Origin of the sequence: Streptomyces sp. NPDC048606, assembly GCF_040650855.1 — a bacterium.
Classification (GTDB): Bacteria; Actinomycetota; Actinomycetes; order Streptomycetales; family Streptomycetaceae; genus Streptomyces.
In genome coordinates this window covers 56724-77824 of sequence record NZ_JBEZIB010000030.1, presented here as the reverse complement: position 1 = coordinate 77824, position 21101 = coordinate 56724, and the positions used below count along the sequence as shown (strand labels likewise).

Here is a 21101-nt window from a genome sequence, read left to right as displayed (position 1 = left end):
GTGAGTCCCGGAACCGGGGCTTAGAACTTCAGCCCGGCTTCGCGGGCGGCGTCAGCCAGAGCGGCAATGCGCCCGGCGTATCGGTTGCCACCGCGGTCGAACACGACGGTCTCGACACCCGCGGCCTTGGCACGCTCGGCGACGAGCGCGCCGACAGCCTGGGCCTGCGAGCTCTTGTCGCCTTCGCCACCGCGGATCGAAGCGTCCAGGGTCGACGCCGACGCAAGGGTGTGACCCTTGAGGTCGTCGATGACCTGAGCAACGATGTTGCGGTTCGAACGCGTCACGACGAGGCGCGGACGCTCCGCCGTACCCGAGACGTTCTTGCGGATGCGGATGTGGCGGCGAGCCTTGGCAGCGCGCTTGTACGCGTCGCCCTTGGCGATCTTCACACCGTATGCCATGGCTACTTACCAGCCTTTCCGACCTTGCGGCGGATGACCTCGCCGGCGTACTTGACACCCTTGGCCTTGTACGGGTCGGGCTTCCGCAGCTTGCGGATGTTGGCGGCGACCTCGCCGACCTTCTGCTTGTCGATGCCCTCGACCGAGAACTTGGTCGGGGACTCGACCTTGAACGAGATGCCCTCGGGCGCCTCGATCAGGATCGGGTGGCTGTAGCCGAGCTGGAACTCCAGGTCGGAGCCCTTCGCGGCCACGCGGTAACCGACACCGCTGATCTCGAGAGCCTTGACGTACCCCGTGGTCACACCGGTGATCATGTTCGCCACCAGCGTGCGGGACAGGCCGTGCAGGGCCTTGTTCTGACGCTCGTCGTTCGGGCGGGTGACGTTCAGAACGCCGTCCTCACCCTTGACGATCTCGATCGGCGCCTTGACGGTGTGCGTGAGGGAACCCTTGGGGCCCTTCACCGCGACCGTCTGGCCGTCGATGGTGACGTCCACACCGGCGGGAACCTGGATGGGGAGCTTGCCGATTCGCGACATTGCTTTTCCTCCGTTCCCGACTACCAGACGTAGGCGAGGACTTCCCCACCTACGCCCTTCTTGCCTGCCTGCTGACCGGTCAGGAGACCGTGCGACGTGGAGATGATCGCCACGCCCAGGCCACCGAGGACCTTCGGCAGGTTGGTGGACTTCGCGTACACGCGCAGACCGGGCTTCGAGATCCGCTTGATGCCCGCGATGGAGCGCTCACGGTTCGGCCCGAACTTCAGCTCGAGGACGAGGTTCTTGCCGACCTCGGCGTCCTCGACCTTCCAGCCGGTGATGAAACCCTCCTGCTTGAGGATCTCCGCGATGTGCGACTTGATCTTGCTGTGCGGCATCACGACGGAGTCGTGGTACGCCGAGTTAGCGTTACGCAGACGCGTGAGCATGTCTGCGATCGGGTCAGTCATGGTCATGAAGTGGCCTTCGGCCTCTCTCGCCGGGGTTTCCTGTATGCGCCATCCCTCTCCCCACTCAGTGGCGGGACGGGTGCGGCACGGGGACCTACGGCGTAGTAAGTCGATAGGGCGGCGGACGCCCAACCCCACAAGCCTACGGCATGCGGGCAGGGCGGTCCGCCGACCTGATGCTTACCGAGAGCGTCTGGAAAACCTCAACACCCAAAGGGTGAGGGGATTACCAGGAGCTCTTGGTCACGCCCGGCAGCTCGCCACGGTGAGCCATCTCACGGAGGCACACGCGGCAGAGGCCGAACTTGCGGTACACGGAGTGGGGACGACCGCAGCGCTGGCAGCGGGTGTACGCACGCACACCGAACTTGGGCTTGCGGGCAGCCTTCGCGATGAGAGCCTTCTTCGCCATCTCGCTTACGCCTCCTTGAAGGGGAAGCCGAGGTGACGAAGGAGCGCGCGGCCCTCGTCGTCGTTGGTCGCCGTGGTGACCACGGTGATGTCCATACCCCGGGTACGGTCGATCTTGTCCTGGTCGATCTCGTGGAACATGACCTGCTCCGTGAGACCGAAGGTGTAGTTGCCACGGCCGTCGAACTGCTTCGGCGACAGACCGCGGAAGTCACGGATACGCGGCAGCGCGAGCGACAGCGTACGGTCCAGGAACTCCCACATGCGGTCACCACGGAGGGTGACGTGGCAGCCGATCGGCTGACCCTCGCGCAGCTTGAACTGCGCGATGGACTTGCGGGCCTTCGTGACGGCCGGCTTCTGACCGGTGATCGTCGTCAGGTCGCGGATGGCGCCGTCGATCAGCTTCGAGTCACGGGCGGCGTCGCCGACACCCATGTTCACGACGATCTTGACGAGGCCGGGGATCTGCATGACGTTCTCGTAGGAGAACTCCTCACGCAGCTTGCCCGCGATCTCCTCGCGGTACTTCGTCTTCAGACGCGGAGTGGTAGCCATCAGATGTCCTCACCCGTGCGCTTGGCAACGCGGATCTTGTTGCCTTCGTCGTCGAAGCGGAAACCGACGCGGGTGACGACCTTCTTGCCGTCCTTCTCCACGACCAGCTGCACGTTGCTCACGTGGACCGGGGCCTCGGTGATGACGATGCCACCGGCCTGGTTCTGCGCGGCCTTGGTGTGCTTCTTGACCCGGTTGACACCCTCGACCAGGACGCGGTTCTCGCTGGGCATGGCCGCGATGACCTTGCCCTGCTTGCCCTTGTCCTTACCGGTGATGACCTGGACCAGGTCGCCCTTCTTGATCTTCATGCTTACAGCACCTCCGGCGCGAGCGAGATGATCTTCATGAACTTCTTCTCGCGCAGCTCACGGCCGACGGGGCCGAAGATACGGGTGCCGCGAGGGTCGCCGTCGTTCTTCAGAATGACGGCGGCGTTCTCGTCGAAGCGGATGTACGAGCCGTCCTGGCGGCGGCGCTCCTTGACGGTGCGAACGATGACCGCCTTGACGACGTCACCCTTCTTCACGTTGCCGCCGGGGATCGCGTCCTTGACGGTGGCGACGATGACGTCACCGATGCCCGCGTAGCGGCGACCGGAGCCACCGAGAACACGGATGCAAAGGATCTCCTTGGCACCAGTGTTGTCGGCGACACGCAGTCGCGACTCCTGCTGGATCACGTCTATCTCCTGTTTGTCTGCCGGTTCCCGGCCGGGGCTTCACTGCGGACAGCGGAGCCCCGACCGAGCCTGGCGGAACGAACTCGAAGGGTTACCCCTTCAAGTGATTACTTGGCCTTCTCGAGGATCTCGACGATGCGCCAGCGCTTGCTCGCCGACAGCGGACGCGTCTCCATGATGAGGACGCGGTCGCCGACGCCGGCAGCGTTCTGCTCGTCGTGAGCCTTGAGCTTGTTCGTACGGCGGATGACCTTGCCGTACAGCGCGTGCTTGACGCGGTCCTCGACGGCGACGACGACGGTCTTGTCCATCTTGTCGCTGACGACCAGACCCTCACGGGTCTTGCGGAAACCGCGCTGCTCAGTGGTCTCGGTCACGTTCTTCTCGCTCATCAGGCGCTCTCCACCGTCTCGATACCGAGCTCACGCTCGTGCATCAGGGTGTAGATGCGAGCGATGTCCTTACGGACGGACTTGAGCCGGCCGTTGTTCTCCAGCTGGCCGGTGGCCGCCTGGAAACGGAGCTTGAACAGCTCCTCCTTGGCCTCGCGCAGCTTGGCAACGAGCTCCTCGTTGCCGAGCTCGCGGAGCTCGGACGCCTTGGTTCCCGTCGCCATCACGACTCACCTGCCTCGCGCTTGACGATCCGGCACTTCATCGGCAGCTTGTGGGCCGCACGAGTGAGGGCCTCACGCGCAATCTTTTCGTTCGGGTAGGACAGCTCGAACATGACCCGGCCCGGGTGCACGTTCGCGATCCACCACTCGGGGGAACCCTTACCGGAACCCATGCGGGTCTCGGCGGGCTTCTTCGTCAGCGGGCGGTCCGGGTAGATGTTGATCCAGACCTTGCCGCCACGCTTGATGTGGCGGGTCATCGCGATACGAGCCGCCTCGATCTGGCGGTTCGTCACGTAGGCGGGGGTGAGCGCCTGGATGCCGTACTCGCCGAACGAGACCTCAGTACCGCCCTTGGCCATACCGCGGCGCTTCGGGTGGTGCTGCTTGCGGTGCTTGACCCTACGAGGGATCAGCATGTCGGTCAGGCCTCCGTTCCGGTGCTCTCGGCCGGAGCGGCGGCGGGAGCCTCGGCCTTGGGGGCCTCGACACCAGCAGCCTGCTGCGGCTTGCGGCCACCACGGCCGCCGCGCTCGCCACCACGGCCACCACGGCCGGCGGGACGGTCGCCAGCGCCGGCACCACGGGCCGGGCGGTTACCCGCACGGGCCGCAGCGTTCTCGGCGCGAACCTCGGCGATGTTCTTGACGTCGCCCTTGTAGATCCAGACCTTCACACCGATACGGCCGAAGGTGGTCTTGGCCTCGAAGAAGCCGTAGTCCACGTTCGCGCGCAGCGTGTGCAGCGGCACACGACCCTCGCGGTAGAACTCGGAGCGGGACATCTCGGCGCCGCCGAGGCGACCGCCACACTGGATCTTGATGCCCTTGGCGCCGGCCTTCATGGTGCCCTGCATGCTCTTGCGCATGGCACGACGGAAGGAGACGCGGGAGGAGAGCTGCTCGGCAACGGCCTGGGCAACGAGCTGAGCGTCGAGCTCGGGGTTCTTGACCTCGAGGATGTTCAGCTGGACCTGCTTGCCCGTGAGCTTCTCGAGGTCACCGCGGATGCGGTCGGCCTCGGCGCCACGGCGGCCGATGACGATGCCGGGACGAGCGGTGTGGATGTCCACACGCACGCGGTCACGGGTGCGCTCGATCTCAACCTTCGAGATGCCGGCGCGCTCCATGCCGGACGTCATCATCCGACGGATGGCGACGTCTTCCTTGACGTAGTCCTTGTACAGCTTGTCGGCGTACCAACGGGACTTGAAGTCCGTGGTGATGCCGAGCCGGAACCCGTGCGGGTTTACCTTCTGGCCCATTACCGGGAACCTTCCTTGCTGCTGACGACCACGGTGATGTGGCTGGTCCGCTTGCGGATCCGGTAGGCACGGCCCTGGGCACGCGGACGGAACCGCTTCAGGGTCGGGCCCTCGTCCACGTACGCCTCGCTGATGACCAGCGTGGAGGCGTCCGGGTGGTTGTAGTTGTGTGCGGCGTTGGCAATGGCGCTGTCCAGCACCTTGCCGACCGGCACGCTCGCGGCCTGCGGGGCGAAACGCAGGACCGCCTGAGCCTCCGTGGCATCCATGCCACGGATAAGGTCCACCACGCGGCGGGCCTTCATGGGCGTGACGCGGATGTACCGCGCCTGGGCCCTGGCTTCCATGGTTGTCCCTTCGGTGTAAGTCATAGTCGTAACCACCCCGCCTTTAGCGGCGCTTCGACTTCCGGTCGTCCTTGACGTGGCCGCGGAAGGTGCGAGTCGGCGAGAACTCGCCGAGCTTGTGGCCGACCATCGACTCGGTGACGAACACCGGGACGTGCGTCTTGCCGTTGTGCACCGCGATGGTGTGACCCAGCATCGCCGGGATGATCATCGAGCGACGGGACCAGGTCTTGATGACGTTCTTGGTACCAGCTTCGTTCTGAGCGTCCACCTTCTTCACGAGGTGGTCGTCGACGAAGGGTCCCTTCTTGAGACTGCGCGGCATCTAAACCCGCTCCTAGCGCTTCTTGTTCGTCTTGCGGCGGCGGACGATGTACTTGCTCGAAGCCTTCTTCGGCGAGCGAGTACGACCCTCCTTCTGACCCCACGGGGAGACCGGGTGGCGACCACCGCTGGTCTTGCCCTCACCACCACCGTGCGGGTGGTCAACCGGGTTCATCGCGACACCGCGGACGGTCGGGCGAACGCCCTTCCAGCGCATGCGGCCGGCCTTGCCCCAGTTGATGTTCGACTGCTCGGCGTTGCCGACCTCGCCGACCGTGGCGCGGCAGCGCGCGTCGACGAGACGGATCTCACCGGACGGCATACGAAGGTGGGCCATGGTGCCCTCCTTCGCCAGCAGCTGCACGGAGGCACCCGCGGAGCGGGCGAACTTGGCGCCACCACCGGGACGGAGCTCGATCGCGTGGATCGTGGTACCGACCGGGATGTTACGGAGCGCGAGGTTGTTACCGGGCTTGATGTCGGCCGTGGGGCCGTTCTCAATCCGGTCGCCCTGCTTCAGAGCCTTCGGCGCGATGATGTAGCGCTTCTCGCCGTCCGCGTAGTGCAGGAGCGCGATGCGCGCGGTGCGGTTGGGGTCGTACTCGATGTGCGCGACCTTGGCCGGCACGCCGTCCTTGTCGTGACGACGGAAGTCGATCACGCGGTAGGCGCGCTTGTGGCCACCGCCCTGGTGGCGAACGGTCACACGACCGGTGTTGTTACGGCCGCCCTTGCTGTGCAGGGGGCGGACCAGCGACTTCTCCGGCGTGGACCGCGTGATCTCGACAAAGTCGGCGACGCTGGAGCCACGACGGCCCGGGGTCGTCGGCTTGTACTTGCGGATACCCATTTCTCAGTCCTCGTCCGATTCCGGACGACTAGACCTCCGTTAGGAGGCCTGGCCGCCGAAGATGTCGATACGGTTGCCCTCGGCAAGGGTCACGATGGCGCGCTTGGTGTTGGCGCGCTTGCCGAAACCGGTCTTGGTGCGCTTGCGCTTACCCTGACGGTTGATCGTGTTGACCCCGGTGACCTTGACCGAGAAGACCGCCTCGACGGCCTGCTTGATCTGGGTCTTGTTGGCGCCGGGCGCGACGATGAACGTGTACTTGTTCTCGTCCAGCAGCGCGTAGCTCTTCTCCGAGACGACCGGCTTGATCAGCAGGTCGCGCGGGTCGGTGAAGGTCTTGCTGGTAACGGTCGCCTCAGACATCAGGCCTCGTTCCCTTCGGTCTCAACGGCCTTGGGGCCAGACACGAAGGACTCGAAAGCGGCCTGGGTGAAGACCACGTCGTCAGAGACGATCACGTCGTACGTGTTCAGCTGGCCCGGCTCCAGGATGTGAACCTGGGGCAGGTTGCGGGCGGACAGCCACGCGGCCTCTTCGGAGCGGTCGACGACCAGGAGCAGGTTCTTGCGCTCCGAGATCTTGCCGAACAGCGTCTTCGCGGCCTTCGTGGAGGCGGCACCCTCGACCACGCCGGTGACGACGTGGATGCGGGAGTGACGCGCACGGTCCGAGAGGGCACCGCGGAGGGCGGCGGCCTTCATCTTCTTCGGGGTCCGCTGCGAGTAGTCACGCGGCTGCGGGCCGTGGACGACGCCACCGCCGGCGAACTGCGGAGCGCGGGTCGAACCCTGACGGGCGCGGCCGGTGCCCTTCTGGCGGTACGGCTTGCGGCCACCACCACGGACTTCGCCACGGGTCTTGGTCTTGTGCGTGCCCTGACGGGCAGCTGCCAGCTGGGCGACGACGACCTGGTGGATCAGCGGAACGCTGGTCTTCGCGTCGAAGATCTCCGCGGGGAGCTCGACGGTACCGGCCTTGTCGCCTGCCGGCGAAAGGATGTCAATGGTGCTCATTACCTCAAGCCCCCTTGGCCGCGGTACGGACCAGGACGAGGCCGCCGTTCGGACCGGGGACCGCGCCCTTGATGAGCAGCAGACCCTTCTCCGCGTCAACCGCGTGGATGGTCAGGTTCTGGGTGGTGACGCGCTCGTTACCCATGCGACCGGCCATGCGCATGCCCTTGAAGACACGCCCAGGGGTGGCGCAGCCACCGATCGAACCGGGGGAGCGGTGCTTGCGCTGCACACCGTGACCGGCGCCGAGGCCCCGGAAGTTGTGCCGCTTCATGACACCGGCGAAGCCCTTGCCCTTGCTGTTGCCCGTGACGTCGACCTTGACGCCGGACTCGAACACCTCAGCAGTGATCTCCTGGCCGAGCGTGTACTCGCTGGCGTCGGAGGTGCGGAGCTCCACCAGGTGGCGGCGGGGGGTCACGTCGGCCTTGGCGAAGTGGCCCTTGAGGGGCTTGTTCACCTTGCGCGGGTCGATCTCGCCGAAGGCGATCTGGACCGACTCGTAGCCGTCGATGTCGTTGGTACGGACCTGGGTCACGACGTTCGGACCGGCCTTGACGACGGTGACGGGAACAACACGGTTGTTCTCGTCCCACACCTGCGTCATGCCGAGCTTCTCGCCCAGGATGCCCTTGATCTGCTTAGCCATCTCTCAGATCACCGGCCCTTAGAGCTTGATCTCGATGTCGACACCGGCCGGGAGGTCGAGTCGCATCAGGGAGTCAACGGTCTTCGGCGTCGGGTCGAGGATGTCGATCAGGCGCTTGTGGGTGCGCATCTCGAAGTGCTCGCGCGAGTCCTTGTACTTGTGCGGCGACTTGATGACGCAGTACACGTTCTTCTCAGTGGGCAGCGGCACCGGGCCCGCGACCGACGCACCAGTGCGGGTCACCGTCTCGACGATCTTCTTCGCCGAGGAGTCGATGACCTCGTGGTCGTAGGCCTTGAGCCGGATGCGGATCTTCTGTCCCGCCATGGCTACTCCGTAGTCCTGTCTCTGTGTGGAAACGCTCTGGCTCCCGGGAGGCTGCGGAACGGGGTTCCGCGGCTTCTCTCCGACCCACGCGGTCGGGCGTGTCGCACTCCCTCTACAGAAAATTCCCATACGGAAATTCCCTCGTCCAAGGGGATGCGGTCCTGACCGCGCTTCGGGGGAGAAACACCCACCGAGTGCCTGGTTGGCACCGTGCTGACACTTCCCAGAAGATTCCCGTACGTCCGCCCCCATTGCTGCCCCGAGAGGCAGATTAAGGACGACGAGTACTGTGGGACTCGCTTCCGGTCCTCCCGGCGGGAGGCGCACAGCATCGGCACTCAGCCGAGCAACTTGAGTAGTCTGCCATACGAGACACGTACCTGGCCAATCGGGCGGAAGAGAATACCCCGCCGCGCGGACACGTCAAACCGCGCCACGCGACGGGGATCCCTGGTCAGGACCTCGTGATGGTCCCGCACCCCTCGCCCTCGATGTCGCGGCTGCGGTCGTACGGGTCCACGGCCGGCCCGGAGGGCTGCGGTCCATCCGCGACGTCCTGCGGGAAGTCCGGGTGCAGGAAGCCGCCGGTGGCCTCGCACCGCACGTTCGACCACTCGGAGTCGTACGTGTGGAGCTGGAGCCGCCCCTTGGTGGCCTGCCAACGCGAGGGGTCGAGCAGCGAGAAGGTGATCTGCCGGCGCACGATCGTGCGCTGCACGTCCCGGTCCTCGGCCGTCGTCGGCTTCGTCATCGGATACACGAAGGTGTAGTCGGCGACCACCCGCAGCTCCCCGGGGTCCCCCGCCTCCGCGCGCATGCTGCCGCGCACCTTGACCACGTCCCCCACCGGCCGCACCTCGGCCGGGTCGAAGCGGGTGAACAGGGTGGCGGGGTCGTCCTCCTTCGTCGGCCGCGTCAGGGACCGCTCCACCTGCTCGGGAACCTTCGGCTGCCGGGGGTCCAGGAGCGCCAACGCCGCCTGGGGCCGCTCACCCCGCAGGGTCGCGGGGTCGAGGTTGGCCGCGACCAGGAAGGTCTTCGCCTTCGCGAGCGCGCCCGCGACCTGCTCCTGCGACATCCCGGCCAGGGCGCTCGCCGCGGGCACCTCGATGCCGGCTTCCCCGTCGGCCCACTGGAGGGCCGGGGAGCCTCGGAAGGGGTCCTTCAGGGTCGGCCGGTCCGGGTCCACGGGCGGCGGGGGCGCGGTGGGGCGTACGGACTCCGCGGGCAGCGGGGCCGCGCTCGTGGAACCCGCGCCGTCCCGCGTCTCCCCCGTCAGCCGGTCGATGACCAGCTCGGGGCGTACGACGATCACCGCGAGTGCCGCGATGCACGCGATGGCCGCCGCGGCCTTCAGGCCCCGCTTGGCGCGCCCGCGCTGCCGCGTCTCCTGCCACGTCGGCCCCGTACGCCATCCGGGCGGGTCGCTCGGCGCGGGCCGGCGGCGTCCGAAGAGGCCGCGCCCGGCCGACCGCGCCCGCTCCTCCTCCTCGCGCCGCAGCCGCTCGGTGACCATCCGCGCCCGCGCCGAGGGCTCCCTCGGCGCGTCCGCGCGCTCCCGCGCGACCTCGGCGCCGAACCGGGCCCACTCCTCGTCGGATATCCCCGACCCGTCACCGTGCTGCTGCTGCGCCATGCTCCCCGCCCCGAACGTTCGTACGTCGATCCGTGCCGGAGCCTCTCACGGGCCCCTTATCCCATCCTTACCGGGGGGTATGACAAAGGGCCCCTCCCCGCCGCCGAGGCGGTGGGAAGGGGCCCTTCTGTCAAACATGGCGTCCGCTCTCGCGGACTACCAGGTCAGAGCACGAATTACTTCGTGATCTTGGTGACCTGGCCGGCGCCGACGGTGCGACCACCCTCACGGATGGCGAACTTCAGGCCCTCCTCCATGGCGACCGGCTGGATCAGCTCGACCGTCATGTCGGTGTTGTCGCCCGGCATGACCATCTCGGTGCCCTCGGGGAGGGTCACGACGCCGGTCACGTCCGTGGTACGGAAGTAGAACTGCGGGCGGTAGTTGTTGAAGAACGGGGTGTGACGGCCACCCTCGTCCTTCGACAGGATGTACGCGGCGGCCTCGAACTCGGTGTGCGGCGTGACCGAACCGGGCTTGATGATGACCTGGCCGCGCTCGACGTCCTCGCGCTTGATGCCACGGAGGAGCAGACCGACGTTCTCACCGGCCTGGCCCTCGTCGAGCAGCTTGCGGAACATCTCGATGCCGGTGACCGTGGTGGTGGTCTTCTCGGTCTTGATGCCGATGATGTCGACGGTCTCGTTGACCTTGAGGACACCACGCTCGATACGACCGGTGACGACGGTGCCACGACCGGTGATCGTGAAGACGTCCTCGACGGGCATGAGGAACGGCTTCTCGGTGTCACGCGGCGGGGTCGGGATCGACTCGTCGACGGCCTTCATGAGGCCGAGGAGCTTCTCGCCCCACTCCTTGTCGCCCTCGAGCGCCTTGAGCGCGGAGACCTGGACGACCGGAAGGTCGTCGCCCGGGAAGTCGTACTCGGAGAGCAGCTCACGGACCTCGAGCTCGACGAGCTCCAGGATCTCCTCGTCGTCCACCATGTCGGCCTTGTTCAGGGCGACGACGATGTACGGAACGCCGACCTGGCGGGCCAGGAGCACGTGCTCCTTGGTCTGCGGCATCGGGCCGTCGGTGGCGGCGACCACGAGGATGGCGCCGTCCATCTGCGCGGCACCGGTGATCATGTTCTTGATGTAGTCCGCGTGACCCGGGCAGTCGACGTGGGCGTAGTGACGCGCCTCGGTCTGGTACTCGACGTGCGCGATGGAGATGGTGATACCGCGCTGGCGCTCCTCAGGAGCCTTGTCGATCTGGTCGAAGGCCGAGGCCTCGTTCAGGTCCGGGTACGCGTCGTGCAGCACCTTGGTAATGGCGGCCGTGAGGGTCGTCTTACCGTGGTCAATGTGACCGATGGTGCCGATGTTGACGTGCGGCTTAGTCCGCTCGAACTTCGCCTTCGCCACGGGGGTCCTCCTGGAGAGTGGTTCTGTACGCCTTACAGATCGGCGCCAGGTGATCTTTGCTGGAAAGCCGGGTTCCCCGGGGCAACGGGAGGGTTGCTCCTGTTGCCCCAGAGGCTCCGGTGACAAGCCTAAAGCGTGTACTCGGAAGAGTTACTCGCCCTTGGCCTTCGCGATGATCTCCTCGGCGACGTTCCGGGGAACCTCGGCGTAGGAGTCGAACTGCATCGAGTAGCTGGCGCGACCCGAGGTCTTGCTGCGGAGGTCGCCGACGTAGCCGAACATCTCCGACAGCGGCACGAGGCCCCTGACGATCTTGGCTCCGTGACGGTCCTCCATGGCCTGGATCTGGCCACGGCGGGAGTTGATGTCGCCGATGACGTCACCCATGGACTCCTCCGGCGTGGTGACCTCGACGGCCATCATCGGCTCGAGGAGCACGGGAGAAGCCTTGCGCGCGGCCTCCTTGAAGGCCTGCGAGCCGGCGATCTTGAAGGCGAGCTCGGAGGAGTCGACCTCGTGGTAGCCACCGTCGAGAAGCGTGACGCGAACGCCCGTCATCTCGTAGCCGGCCAGGATGCCGAACTGCATGGCCTCCTGCGCACCGGCGTCGACCGAAGGGATGTACTCCTTCGGCACGCGGCCACCGGTGACCTTGTTGACGAACTCGTACGCCGGACCATCGGCGTCCGTGATCGGCTCGATCGCGATCTGCACCTTGGCGAACTGACCGGTACCACCGGTCTGCTTCTTGTGGGTGTAGTCGTGACGCTCGACGGCCTTGCGGATCGTCTCGCGGTAGGCCACCTGCGGCTTGCCGACGTTGGCGACGACCTTGAACTCGCGCTTCATGCGGTCGACCAGCACCTCGAGGTGCAGCTCGCCCATGCCGCCGAGGATGGTCTGGCCGGTCTCCTCGTCCGAGTGGACGTGGAACGACGGGTCCTCTTCCGCGAGACGCTGGATGGCGACACCCAGCTTCTCCTGGTCACCCTTGGAAGCGGGCTCGATGGCGACCTGGATGACCGGAGCCGGGAAGTCCATGGACTCCAGGATCACGGGCGCCTTGTCGTCGCACAGCGTCTCACCGGTGGTGGTCTGCTTCAGGCCCATGACGGCGACGATGTCGCCGGCGCCCACCGCGTCGATCTCCTCACGCTTGTTCGCGTGCATGCGGTAGATCTTGCCGATGCGCTCCTTCTTGCCCTTGACGGAGTTCAGCACCGCGGTGCCGGCCTCCAGGCGGCCCGAGTAAACCCGGACGAAGGTGAGCTTACCGAGGTGCGGGTCGCTCATGATCTTGAACGCGAGCGCGGCGAGGGGCTCCTCGTCGGACGGCTTGCGCTTCACGACGACCTCGGCGTCCTTGACGTCGTGGCCCTCGATGGCCTCGATGTCGAGGGGCGACGGGAGGTAGCGCACGACGGCGTCGAGCAGGGGCTGGACGCCCTTGTTCTTGAACGCCGTACCGCAGAACACCGCGGTGATCGTGGCTTCGCCCTTGCCCTTGCCGGAGCCGAGGATGATGCGACGCACGGCGGCGTGCAGCTGCTCCTCGGTGGGCTCTTCGCCCTCGAGGAAGAGCTCCATCATCTCTTCGTCGTTCTCGGCGACCTGCTCGACGAGCTTGCCGCGCCATTCCTCGGCCAGCTCGGTGTGCGTGGCCGGGATGTCGACGACGTCGTACATCTCGCCCTTGGTCGCCTCGGCGGACCACACGAGCGCCTTCATGCGGACGAGGTCGACGACACCCTGGAAGTCGGCCTCGGCACCGATCGGCAGCTGCATCACGATCGGGACGGCGCCGAGGCGGTCCTTGATCATGTCGACGCAGCGCATGAACTCGGCGCCGGTGCGGTCGAGCTTGTTGACGAAGCAGATGCGCGGGACGCCGTAGCGGTCCGCCTGACGCCAGACGGTCTCCGACTGCGGCTCTACGCCGGCCACACCGTCGAAGACGGTGACGGCGCCGTCGAGGACGCGGAGCGAACGCTCCACCTCGACGGTGAAGTCGACGTGACCCGGGGTGTCGATGATGTTGATCGTGTGGTCAACATCCTCGAGCGGCCAGTGGCAGGTGGTGGCGGCAGACGTGATGGTGATACCACGCTCCTGCTCCTGCTCCATCCAGTCCATCGTGGCGGCGCCGTCGTGGACCTCACCGATCTTGTACGACACACCGGTGTAGAACAGGATGCGCTCGGTGGTGGTCGTCTTGCCCGCGTCGATGTGGGCCATGATGCCGATGTTGCGCACCTTGGCCAGGTCAAGCGAAGTGGTAGCCATATCGGCTCAGTCTTCTCTCGGTCTCGATGTGGGTTGGGACTACCAGCGGTAGTGCGCGAAGGCCTTGTTGGACTCGGCCATCTTGTGCGTGTCCTCACGCTTCTTGACGGCAGCGCCAAGACCGTTCGAGGCGTCGAGCAGCTCGTTCATCAGGCGCTCGGTCATGGTCTTCTCACGACGGGCGCGGGAGTAACCCACGAGCCAGCGGAGGGCCAGGGTCGACTGACGACCCGGCTTGACCTCGACGGGAACCTGGTAGGTCGCGCCACCGACACGGCGGGACTTGACCTCGAGGGACGGCTTGACGTTCTCCAGCGCGCGCTTCAGCGTGATGACCGGGTCGTTGCCGGTCTTCTCGCGGAGGCCTTCCATGGCGCCGTAGACGATGCGCTCGGCGGTGGAGCGCTTGCCGTTCAGGAGGATCTTGTTGATGAGCGAGGTCACCAGAGGAGATGCGTAGACCGGGTCGATGATGACCGGGCGCTTCGGGGCGGGGCCCTTACGAGGCATTCTTACTTCTCCTTCTTGGCGCCGTAGCGGCTGCGGGCCTGCTTGCGGTTCTTGACAGCCTGGGTGTCAAGCGCACCGCGGATGATCTTGTAACGAACACCCGGCAGGTCCTTCACACGGCCACCACGCACGAGCACGATCGAGTGCTCCTGCAGGTTGTGTCCCTCACCCGGAATGTAAGCGGTGACCTCGATGCCGGAGGTCAGACGCACACGCGCGACCTTACGGAGCGCCGAGTTCGGCTTCTTCGGGGTGGTCGTGAACACACGCGTGCAGACGCCACGACGCTGGGGCGAGGCCTCAAGCGCGGGGGTCTTTGTCTTCTCGACCTTGTCCTGCCGGCCCTTACGGACCAGCTGCTGGATCGTAGGCACTACTTCTCCGGTTTCTGTGTGCCGTGTAGTGAAGCTAACCTGGAACTTTGCCGACCCACGCGGTCGGGTGTGTCGGATCCGGCGGACCTCCGCGCAAGCGCGGAAACGCGTGGATCGCGGTGGCCGATACGACTCGCGTGCGGTTGATGGACACGCACGGGAGCCCAGGCACACCCCAGGCACAAGGTCTGAGCGTACCCACCGCATCCACTGCGGTCAAAACATAAGCGGCACGGCACCCCGCCCCACGGGACCACAGCTCAAGCGGCACACGGGCGGCGGGGCATCGCACCGGGCCGGCCGCGCGACCGGCGCCCGTTCGTGGTAGAGCGGGCGAACTACACTTCCTGCGAATCGCAGCGGGTCAGTCCAAACACGTACGAGTGCCAGGAGCGGGACATTGGGGACGGTCACACCGGAGCCGAAGACGGCGGACACCCCGCCTCCCGACGACGGCGCGGCCGGCCCGGCGACCGGGCGCGGCGCGCTCTCCCGCCTCTACGGTCCCCTGCTGGCCTTCCTCGTCACCTCGGGCGCCTTCTGCGCGGCCTGGGTGGCCCGCGGCGGGTTCCCCTTCGGCGACACCGGCCGGGCCATCAACGACCAGGCCAACCAGTACGTGCCCTTCCACCGCGCCCTGTGGGACCTGGTGCACGGGCAGGCCGCCGGTGACCTGCTGTTCAGCTGGCGCGGCGGCTTCGGACAACAGTTCCTCTCCGACTACTACACCTACCTCGGCAACCCCTTCTCCTGGCTCGCCGTCCTGGTGCCGCGCCAACACGTGGACCTGGCCGTCTTCGCGATCACCCCGATCACCATGGGCACGGCCGCCGCGCTGATGGCGGTGTACCTGGGCAGGCTGAAGCCCGGCCCGTGGTGGCAGCGGGGCGTGCTCGGGGCGACGTACGGGCTGTGCGGGTGGGCGCTCAGCGACGCCTCGTACATCCCGATGTGGCTGTGGGGGCTGGTGGCGCTGCCGCTGCTCGGCATCGCCGTCGAGTGGTGCCTGGAGGGGCGGCGGTGGCCGGGCGTCGCGCTGTTCGTCGCGCTCGCCTGGTTCGGGAACTTCTACACCGCCATGATGGCCACGATGGCCGCCTGCGTGCTCCTCGGCGTCCGGATGCTCACCCTCGACCTCACCGGCCGGCAGCGGGTGCGGGCGCTGTGGCGGGCCGCCTCCGCGGCGGCCGTCGGCATCCTGCTGACGCTGCCGCTGCTGCTGCCGTCCTTCCTGTCGAGCGGGGCGGCGCAGCCGACGAAGGCCGCCGCCTTCGACCCGGTGCGGATCGAGGTGTTCCTGTCCGGGATGCTCCCGGCGACGCACCTGTGGGGCGGCCGGCCGCGCCTGTACGTCGCCTCCCTGGCTCTCATCCTGGCCGGCAGCTTCCTGTTCAACACGGCCGTCGCCCGCCGCACCCGACTGGTGTGGGCGGCCGCGGTCGTGCTGGTGGCCGTCTCCTTCCAGTTCCCTCCGACGCAGTACGTGTGGCACGGGCTCGCGGTCCCGAACGGCAATCCGTACCGCGAGGCGTTCGTCTTCAGCGGCATGGTCGTGATCGTGGCCTGGCTGGCGCTCGCCCACCGGCCCCGCCCCCTGCACCTGGCCCTGTCGGCCGCCCTGCTGGTGGTGGCCACGTTCGCGCTCCGGCACACCGACGACTTCGGCGGCTGGACCTGGCCCGCGGTGCTCGGCGGGGGCGCGGTGTCGCTGCTCGCGCTGGTGCTGCTCGCGCCGGGCGGGAAGCGGCGCGTGCTGGTGCCGGTGGCGGCCGCGTTGATGGTGGGCGTGGTCTTCGCGGAGTCGACCGTGGCGGCGGCGAACGCGGACGCGCGGCGGGCCCGCGAGCGCTGGGCGAAGCCGGCGGTCACCTCCAGCCAGTCGATCACGCGCCACTTCGAGGCGGTCCGCGACGTGGACGGCTGGCCCGCGTACCGGACGGACTCGGGCGCGCCACAGACCTCGTACAACGACGCGCTCGCGCTCGGGGCGGAGGGGCCGCAGTACTACAGCAGCTACCTGCCGGAGGTCACCTACCGGGCGCTGGAGCCGCTGGGGTACGGCTACAAGAACGACGGCCGGACCTTCTTCGGGGCGGACAACCCGGTGCTCGACGCGATCTTCTCGATCGGTGCGCGGGTCCGGCCGGGGACGGCGCCGAACACCTGGACCGGCGCGCGGTTCGCGGCTCCCCCGCTGGTCACCGTCCGGTCGGGGACCCCGTTCGCGTCGCCGAACCCGGACGGCGTCTACGCCCGGCAGGAGAACGTGCTCGGCGCCCGGGTCTACGAGGTCCCCGCCGTCACGGCGGGCGGCACCCCGACCGAGCAGACGTACGCCGCCCGGTGCACGCCCGGCTCCGAGGCCTTCTGGTACTCCCCCGAGCTGTACGGGACGCTGCGCTCCGGTGAGCTGCGGCGTCCGCTGGAGGACCGGATGAGCGGGGTCCTGCCGCTGGGGCGGGTGCCCGCGTCGGGCCGCGTCGAGGTCGCCGTCGACACCCGGACCGAGGGCGCGACGGCCGGCGACCGTCCGATCGGCTGTCTGGACCGGGCCGCGCTCGACGCCCGGGTGCGGGAGCTGACGGCGACGGGCGCCGCGTCCGTGGACGTCGGCGGTCACACGATCGAGGCCACGCTGCCGGCGGGCGGCGCCCGTACCGCCGTCTTCGCGATGACGGCGGTCGAGGGCTGGCGGTGCTCGGCGCCGATCGAGCCCTTCCACGGGCTGGTGGCCGTCGAGGTCCCGGCCGGCGCCGACCGGGTCTCGTGCTCCTTCACCCCGAAGGGCCTGGCCCCGGGCCTCGCGGCGGGGGGTCTGGCGCTGCTCGCGCTGCTGGCGTTCCCGACGCTGGCGCGCCTGCGCCGGCGGGGCGGGCCCGCCGGCTCCTGACGGGAACGGTCAGCGGGCGGCCCGTTGCTCCATGCGGGCTATCCGGGCACGGGCGGCGTCGAGGTGGGCGGTGTCCGCCCCGGCGGGCGCGGCGAGCACCCACAGGGCGACGAGGTCCCGGCCCATGGCGATGGCCTCGACCGGGTCGCTCACCTTGGCCCAGGCGGCGGCCGCGTTGTGGACGCTCTGGAGGGCCAGCGGGTCCTGGCGGCCGGAGCGGATCCGGGCGATCTCCAGGGAGCTGTGGAAGGAGCGGCGGGCGTCGCCGGCGACGTAGGCGACGTACGCGTTGAGCTCGCGCAGCCGCAGCACGCCGGGGTCCTCCCAGCCGAGGCTCTCGGCGGCGGTGGCGGTGCTCTCCCGGGCGTGGCCGGCGGCCCACTCGATCCAGCCGCGGCGGATGGCGTCGTTGATCCGCGCGATGGGCCCCTCGATGAGATCGGGCCCGGGCGCGTGCGCGGGCGCCGGGGGCGCGGGCGGTACGGGCGGCGCCGTGGGCGGCATCGGCGGCGGGGGCGGCACCTGCACGGGCGCGGGGGTGGGCTCGGGCTCGGGCGTCGGCTCGGGCTCGGGCGTCGGCTCGGGCTCGGGCGTCGGCTCGGGCGCGGGCGTCGGCTCGGGCTGGGGCGTCGCCACGGGCGCCGGCTCCGAGGGCGGATCCGGTACGGGGGCGGGCGCGGCGGGGAGCGCGGGCGCCACGACGGGCTCCGGCGCGGGCGCGGGCTCGGGGGCAGGCACCACCGCCACCGCGGGCGCGGGCTCCGGCTCCGGCTCCGGCTCCGGCTCCGGCTCCGGCGCGGGAACGGGGCTCGGCTCCGGGAGTGGGACGGGCGCGGGCACCGGCTCGGGCTCAAACTCCGGGAGCGCGACCGGCGCGGGCACGGTCACCGGCGTCGGCTCGGGCACGGGGACCGGCTCGGGCTCGGGCACGGGGAGCGCGACCGGCGCGGGCACGGGCGTCGGCTCGGGCTGGGCCTGCGGCACCGGGACGGGCGTGGGCTCCGGGGCGGGCGCCACCACGGACTCCGGCGCGGGCACCGGCGCGGGGAGCGGCGTCGGCTCGGGTACGGGAGCCGGAACGGGCTCCGCCGGCGGCGCGGGCACCGGCCGGTCCTGCGGCACCGGGACGGGCGCGGGGACCGCGGGCGGCTCCTGCACCACGGCGACCGGCGGCACGACCGCTACGGGCACGGCCACCTCCGGCACCACCGGCGCGGGCGCGACCACCTCGGGCGCGACCGGCGCCACCGGCACCGCGCCGGGCAGCGGCACCGGCTCCGCCGTGAACCGGCTGGAGCCGTCCGCCAGTACCTGGATCGGCACGATCGAGGCGATGCGCTCGTCCCGCACCGTGGCGGTGACCGGCGCCCCGCTCGACAGCGCCTGCCGGTGGAGGTAGTCGAGCACCGCGTCCTGCACCGGTTCCCCGACGCCCGCGACGACGGGCCGGCCCGCCACTTCCGCGTAGCCGTCCGCCGTGACCCGTACCTCCACGTGGACCGCCTCGACCGGTGCCGGCTGCGGTGCGGGCTCCGACTTCCGGCCTCGTCGACTGAATAGGGACATGCGTTCCTCGGCTCTGCTCGGCTCAGCGTGTGTTGGTGGTGGAGGGCGACGGGGAGGAGGCCGCCGAAGACGACGTGGTCGGGACGGGACCGGGCGGGATCGCGGCCGGCGTCACCGTGGCTCCGGCGACCTTCCACGTGCCCGGGGCGGTCATGGTCAGCTCCACGACGGCGGTCAGCTGCGGCCCGGTGCCGTTCCAGCCGTCGCGGCCGTGGGCCTTGCCGTCGACGTAGAAGGTACGGAAGGAGGACGTCGGCGTGTCACCCGGGCCCTGGTCGTCCTCGTCGGCGGTGATCTCCACCGTGGTCCACGCCTTGTGCTCCGCCCAGACCGCCCAGGCCGCGCCGCTGCCGGCGCCGGGCCGGTAGGCGCGCTCGGCCTCGGCCTGCTGCGGCGTGAGGTGGTCGAGGGCGCGCAGGTTGGCGTCCTGCGGCCCGGTGTCGTACGCCGTGTCGTGGCTGTAGACCGTCTCCAGCCAGGCGCGGGCCACGGAGTTCGGGTCGGCGGGGTCGGGCGCGGGCACGGGTCGCACCTTCGCCTGGCCGTCGAGCGGCTTCCCGGCCGGCAGCGGGGCCTTGACCGGGAAGGTCTCCGAGACGGAGGGCAGCGGCGAGGGTCCCGCGCCCTTGTCGTCCCGTAGGTCCTTCAGGCCGCACCCCGTCAGGAGCGCGGCGCCCGCGACGGTCGCGAGTGCCAGGCCGAGCGTGTTGCGCATGACGCCCTTCCCCTTCTTCTGCGTCCTCGTCCCGCTCATCTGCCGATCCAGGGTGCGGGGTTCACGTAGCTGCCGTTCTGTTGGACCTCGAAGTGGAGGTGGGCGCCGGTGGAGTAGCCCGTCGAGCCGACGAGCCCGACCACCGTGCCGACCCCGACCTGTTGTCCCACCCCGACGTTCAGGGCGGACATGTGGTTGTAGGTGGTCGAGACCTGCGCGCCGCCGATGGTGCCGTGCGAGATGATGACGCGGTTTCCGTAGGCGGCGTTCCAGCCCGAGAAGGTGACCGTGCCCTCCTTGGCCGCCAGGACGGGGTTGCCGGCCGCGACGCCGAAGTCCATGCCGGTGTGCAGCTTGTGGACGCCGGTCACCGGGTGCACGCGCATGCCGTAGGGCGAGGTGACCGGGAAGCTGCCGCGCAGCGGGAAGGCCATCTGCTGGCCGGCGGGGATGGTGCCGCCGCCGGGGTCGGAGGCGATGGCCGTGTACTTCGCCATGGCGTTCTTGATGGCGACGACGTAGCCCCGGGTCTCGCGGTACGGGGGGATGCCGCCGTACTTCTCCACGGCTCCCGGTCCCGCGTTGTAGGCGGCGAGGGTGAGGTCGAGGGTGGGGCCGGCGGCGATGCCGCGGGCCTTGTACCGCTCGACGTCCCGGGCGAGGGCGCAGTCGTAGCGGCCCTGGGCCATGATGGCGTCGCCGGGGTCGAACGGGTTTATTCGGCCGTTGCCGTCGTCGTCGCGACCCCAACCGGCCCAGGTTCCGGGCATGAACTGGGACAGGCCCTGCGCGCCGACGGGCGAGGTACGGCCGTTGATCCAGCCGGACTCGGCCTCGATCTGCGCGGCGATGACCGGTGGGGTGATCTGCGGGCACATCGAGCCCGCCTTCAACACCCACGGCAGGTACTGCGCGGGCACGTTCTTCGGATTGAGCGCGCCGCCCGCGACGACGTCCATGTTCGGGTCCGCCCCGCCGCCGCTGACGCCGACGAACAGCATGAACGGCATCAAGACGGCCGCCGCTCCGGCGCCCGCCACCCACATGGCTGCGCCCCCGCCCCCCTCTTTCGACATCACTCCCCCGTAGTCGTGTTCCAATGCCGTTGCCGGTGCGAGTCTCCTGGGGAACTCCCGGCAGCACGGTCACGAGACTGTCACAAACAATCCCCAGAGATTCGCACTAAGTTGTCGATGCTGGACGCTACGCGAGACCGCGGACATGCGTCGACACGGGGGGAGATGAAGCCTTGAACGATAAAACACCTGGTGGTCCGGAGATCTGGATCCGGGGACCGATCGGCGGCGACTCCGCTCCGGTCGACATCTCCACCGCACCTCCACAACCCTTTGCGGAC

Annotated in this window: 27 protein-coding genes; 1 reads left to right on the top strand and 26 read right to left on the bottom strand. The window is 68.8% G+C overall.

Annotated features, from left to right (window positions below; translation table 11 throughout):
• Positions 1–20 precede the first annotated feature (20 nt).
• From rplR to rpsL, 23 genes are all read right to left on the bottom strand, one after another.
• The gene (gene rplR / locus AB0D01_RS28515; RefSeq protein WP_007265913.1) at positions 21–404 is read right to left on the bottom strand and encodes a 50S ribosomal protein L18; all 384 of its coding nucleotides are present in this window, start codon (positions 402–404) and stop codon (positions 21–23) included.
• A gap of 2 nt (positions 405–406) precedes the next feature.
• Positions 407–946, bottom strand: coding sequence for a 50S ribosomal protein L6 (gene rplF, locus AB0D01_RS28510; RefSeq protein WP_363060145.1), 540 nt, complete (start codon positions 944–946; stop codon positions 407–409).
• Between the two features lie 20 nt (positions 947–966).
• Complete coding sequence (rpsH, locus tag AB0D01_RS28505) at positions 967–1365, bottom strand: 30S ribosomal protein S8 (RefSeq protein WP_008739698.1); 399 nt, start codon at positions 1363–1365, stop codon at positions 967–969.
• A 220-nt stretch (positions 1366–1585) separates the two neighbouring features.
• The gene (locus tag AB0D01_RS28500) at positions 1586–1771 is read right to left on the bottom strand and encodes a type Z 30S ribosomal protein S14 (RefSeq protein ID WP_003956452.1); all 186 of its coding nucleotides are present in this window, start codon (positions 1769–1771) and stop codon (positions 1586–1588) included.
• A gap of 5 nt (positions 1772–1776) precedes the next feature.
• Complete coding sequence (gene rplE, locus AB0D01_RS28495) at positions 1777–2328, bottom strand: 50S ribosomal protein L5 (protein WP_249767359.1); 552 nt, start codon at positions 2326–2328, stop codon at positions 1777–1779.
• Positions 2328–2639 (bottom strand): 50S ribosomal protein L24, encoded by a 312-nt coding sequence (gene rplX, locus AB0D01_RS28490; protein ID WP_363060142.1) that lies wholly within the window; start codon positions 2637–2639, stop codon positions 2328–2330. The genes rplE and rplX overlap by 1 nt, the downstream gene beginning before the upstream one ends.
• A 2-nt stretch (positions 2640–2641) precedes the next feature.
• Positions 2642–3010 (bottom strand): 50S ribosomal protein L14, encoded by a 369-nt coding sequence (gene rplN, locus AB0D01_RS28485; protein WP_003956455.1) that lies wholly within the window; start codon positions 3008–3010, stop codon positions 2642–2644.
• Positions 3011–3117: 107 nt separating this feature from the next.
• Complete coding sequence (gene rpsQ / locus AB0D01_RS28480) at positions 3118–3402, bottom strand: 30S ribosomal protein S17 (RefSeq protein WP_008739702.1); 285 nt, start codon at positions 3400–3402, stop codon at positions 3118–3120.
• Entirely contained in the window at positions 3402–3626 is a 225-nt protein-coding gene (gene rpmC / locus AB0D01_RS28475; RefSeq protein WP_079429299.1) for a 50S ribosomal protein L29, read from the bottom strand. The genes rpsQ and rpmC overlap by 1 nt, the downstream gene beginning before the upstream one ends.
• Positions 3626–4045 (bottom strand): 50S ribosomal protein L16, encoded by a 420-nt coding sequence (gene rplP, locus AB0D01_RS28470; protein ID WP_030653642.1) that lies wholly within the window; start codon positions 4043–4045, stop codon positions 3626–3628. The genes rpmC and rplP overlap by 1 nt, the downstream gene beginning before the upstream one ends.
• A 5-nt stretch (positions 4046–4050) precedes the next feature.
• Positions 4051–4890 (bottom strand): 30S ribosomal protein S3, encoded by an 840-nt coding sequence (gene rpsC / locus AB0D01_RS28465; protein WP_363060139.1) that lies wholly within the window; start codon positions 4888–4890, stop codon positions 4051–4053.
• Entirely contained in the window at positions 4890–5237 is a 348-nt protein-coding gene (gene rplV / locus AB0D01_RS28460) for a 50S ribosomal protein L22 (RefSeq protein WP_007265904.1), read from the bottom strand. Before rplV ends, rpsC begins: the two co-directional genes overlap by 1 nt.
• 43 nt (positions 5238–5280) lie before the next feature.
• A complete protein-coding gene (gene rpsS / locus AB0D01_RS28455; protein ID WP_249767356.1) occupies positions 5281–5562 on the bottom strand; it encodes a 30S ribosomal protein S19 in 282 nt (93 codons plus the stop codon).
• Positions 5563–5574: 12 nt separating this feature from the next.
• Positions 5575–6411 (bottom strand): 50S ribosomal protein L2, encoded by an 837-nt coding sequence (gene rplB / locus AB0D01_RS28450; RefSeq protein WP_363060137.1) that lies wholly within the window; start codon positions 6409–6411, stop codon positions 5575–5577.
• A gap of 39 nt (positions 6412–6450) precedes the next feature.
• Positions 6451–6774: a 50S ribosomal protein L23 gene (rplW, locus tag AB0D01_RS28445; RefSeq protein WP_007265901.1), complete on the bottom strand. Its 324-nt coding sequence runs from the start codon at positions 6772–6774 to the stop codon at positions 6451–6453.
• Positions 6774–7424, bottom strand: a complete 651-nt coding sequence (gene rplD / locus AB0D01_RS28440) for a 50S ribosomal protein L4 (RefSeq protein ID WP_249767355.1) — start codon at positions 7422–7424, stop codon at positions 6774–6776. The genes rplW and rplD overlap by 1 nt, the downstream gene beginning before the upstream one ends.
• Positions 7425–7428: 4 nt before the next feature.
• Entirely contained in the window at positions 7429–8073 is a 645-nt protein-coding gene (gene rplC, locus AB0D01_RS28435; protein ID WP_069921521.1) for a 50S ribosomal protein L3, read from the bottom strand.
• A gap of 18 nt (positions 8074–8091) precedes the next feature.
• Positions 8092–8400, bottom strand: a complete 309-nt coding sequence (gene rpsJ, locus AB0D01_RS28430; protein ID WP_003948644.1) for a 30S ribosomal protein S10 — start codon at positions 8398–8400, stop codon at positions 8092–8094.
• 454 nt (positions 8401–8854) lie between these two features.
• The gene (locus AB0D01_RS28425; protein WP_363060135.1) at positions 8855–10036 is read right to left on the bottom strand and encodes a hypothetical protein; all 1182 of its coding nucleotides are present in this window, start codon (positions 10034–10036) and stop codon (positions 8855–8857) included.
• Between the two features lie 176 nt (positions 10037–10212).
• Entirely contained in the window at positions 10213–11406 is a 1194-nt protein-coding gene (gene tuf, locus AB0D01_RS28420; RefSeq protein WP_363060133.1) for an elongation factor Tu, read from the bottom strand.
• Between the two features lie 150 nt (positions 11407–11556).
• On the bottom strand, positions 11557–13689 hold the full coding sequence (gene fusA / locus AB0D01_RS28415) for an elongation factor G (protein ID WP_363060131.1): 2133 nt from the start codon (positions 13687–13689) through the stop codon (positions 11557–11559).
• 39 nt (positions 13690–13728) lie between these two features.
• Positions 13729–14199: a 30S ribosomal protein S7 gene (rpsG, locus tag AB0D01_RS28410; RefSeq protein ID WP_007265894.1), complete on the bottom strand. Its 471-nt coding sequence runs from the start codon at positions 14197–14199 to the stop codon at positions 13729–13731.
• A 2-nt stretch (positions 14200–14201) separates the two neighbouring features.
• Positions 14202–14573 (bottom strand): 30S ribosomal protein S12, encoded by a 372-nt coding sequence (gene rpsL, locus AB0D01_RS28405; protein ID WP_007265893.1) that lies wholly within the window; start codon positions 14571–14573, stop codon positions 14202–14204.
• A 400-nt stretch (positions 14574–14973) separates the two neighbouring features.
• On the opposite strand from rpsL, the gene AB0D01_RS28400 reads away from it, so the two are divergent.
• Entirely contained in the window at positions 14974–17463 is a 2490-nt protein-coding gene (locus AB0D01_RS28400; RefSeq protein ID WP_363060129.1) for a YfhO family protein, read from the top strand.
• A gap of 9 nt (positions 17464–17472) precedes the next feature.
• On the opposite strand, the gene AB0D01_RS28395 is transcribed toward AB0D01_RS28400, so the two are convergent.
• Genes AB0D01_RS28395 through AB0D01_RS28385 form a run of 3 tightly spaced genes read right to left on the bottom strand, consistent with a single transcriptional unit; the run spans position 17473 to position 20820 of the window.
• Positions 17473–19029, bottom strand: a complete 1557-nt coding sequence (locus tag AB0D01_RS28395; protein ID WP_363060128.1) for a hypothetical protein — start codon at positions 19027–19029, stop codon at positions 17473–17475.
• Between the two features lie 22 nt (positions 19030–19051).
• Complete coding sequence (locus AB0D01_RS28390) at positions 19052–19783, bottom strand: hypothetical protein (protein WP_363060126.1); 732 nt, start codon at positions 19781–19783, stop codon at positions 19052–19054.
• Positions 19780–20820 carry a peptidoglycan DD-metalloendopeptidase family protein gene (locus AB0D01_RS28385; protein ID WP_363060124.1) on the bottom strand — a complete coding sequence of 347 codons (1041 nt, stop codon included), beginning with the start codon at positions 20818–20820 and terminating at the stop codon, positions 19780–19782. Before AB0D01_RS28385 ends, AB0D01_RS28390 begins: the two co-directional genes overlap by 4 nt.
• Between the last annotated feature and the right edge of the window lie 281 nt (positions 20821–21101).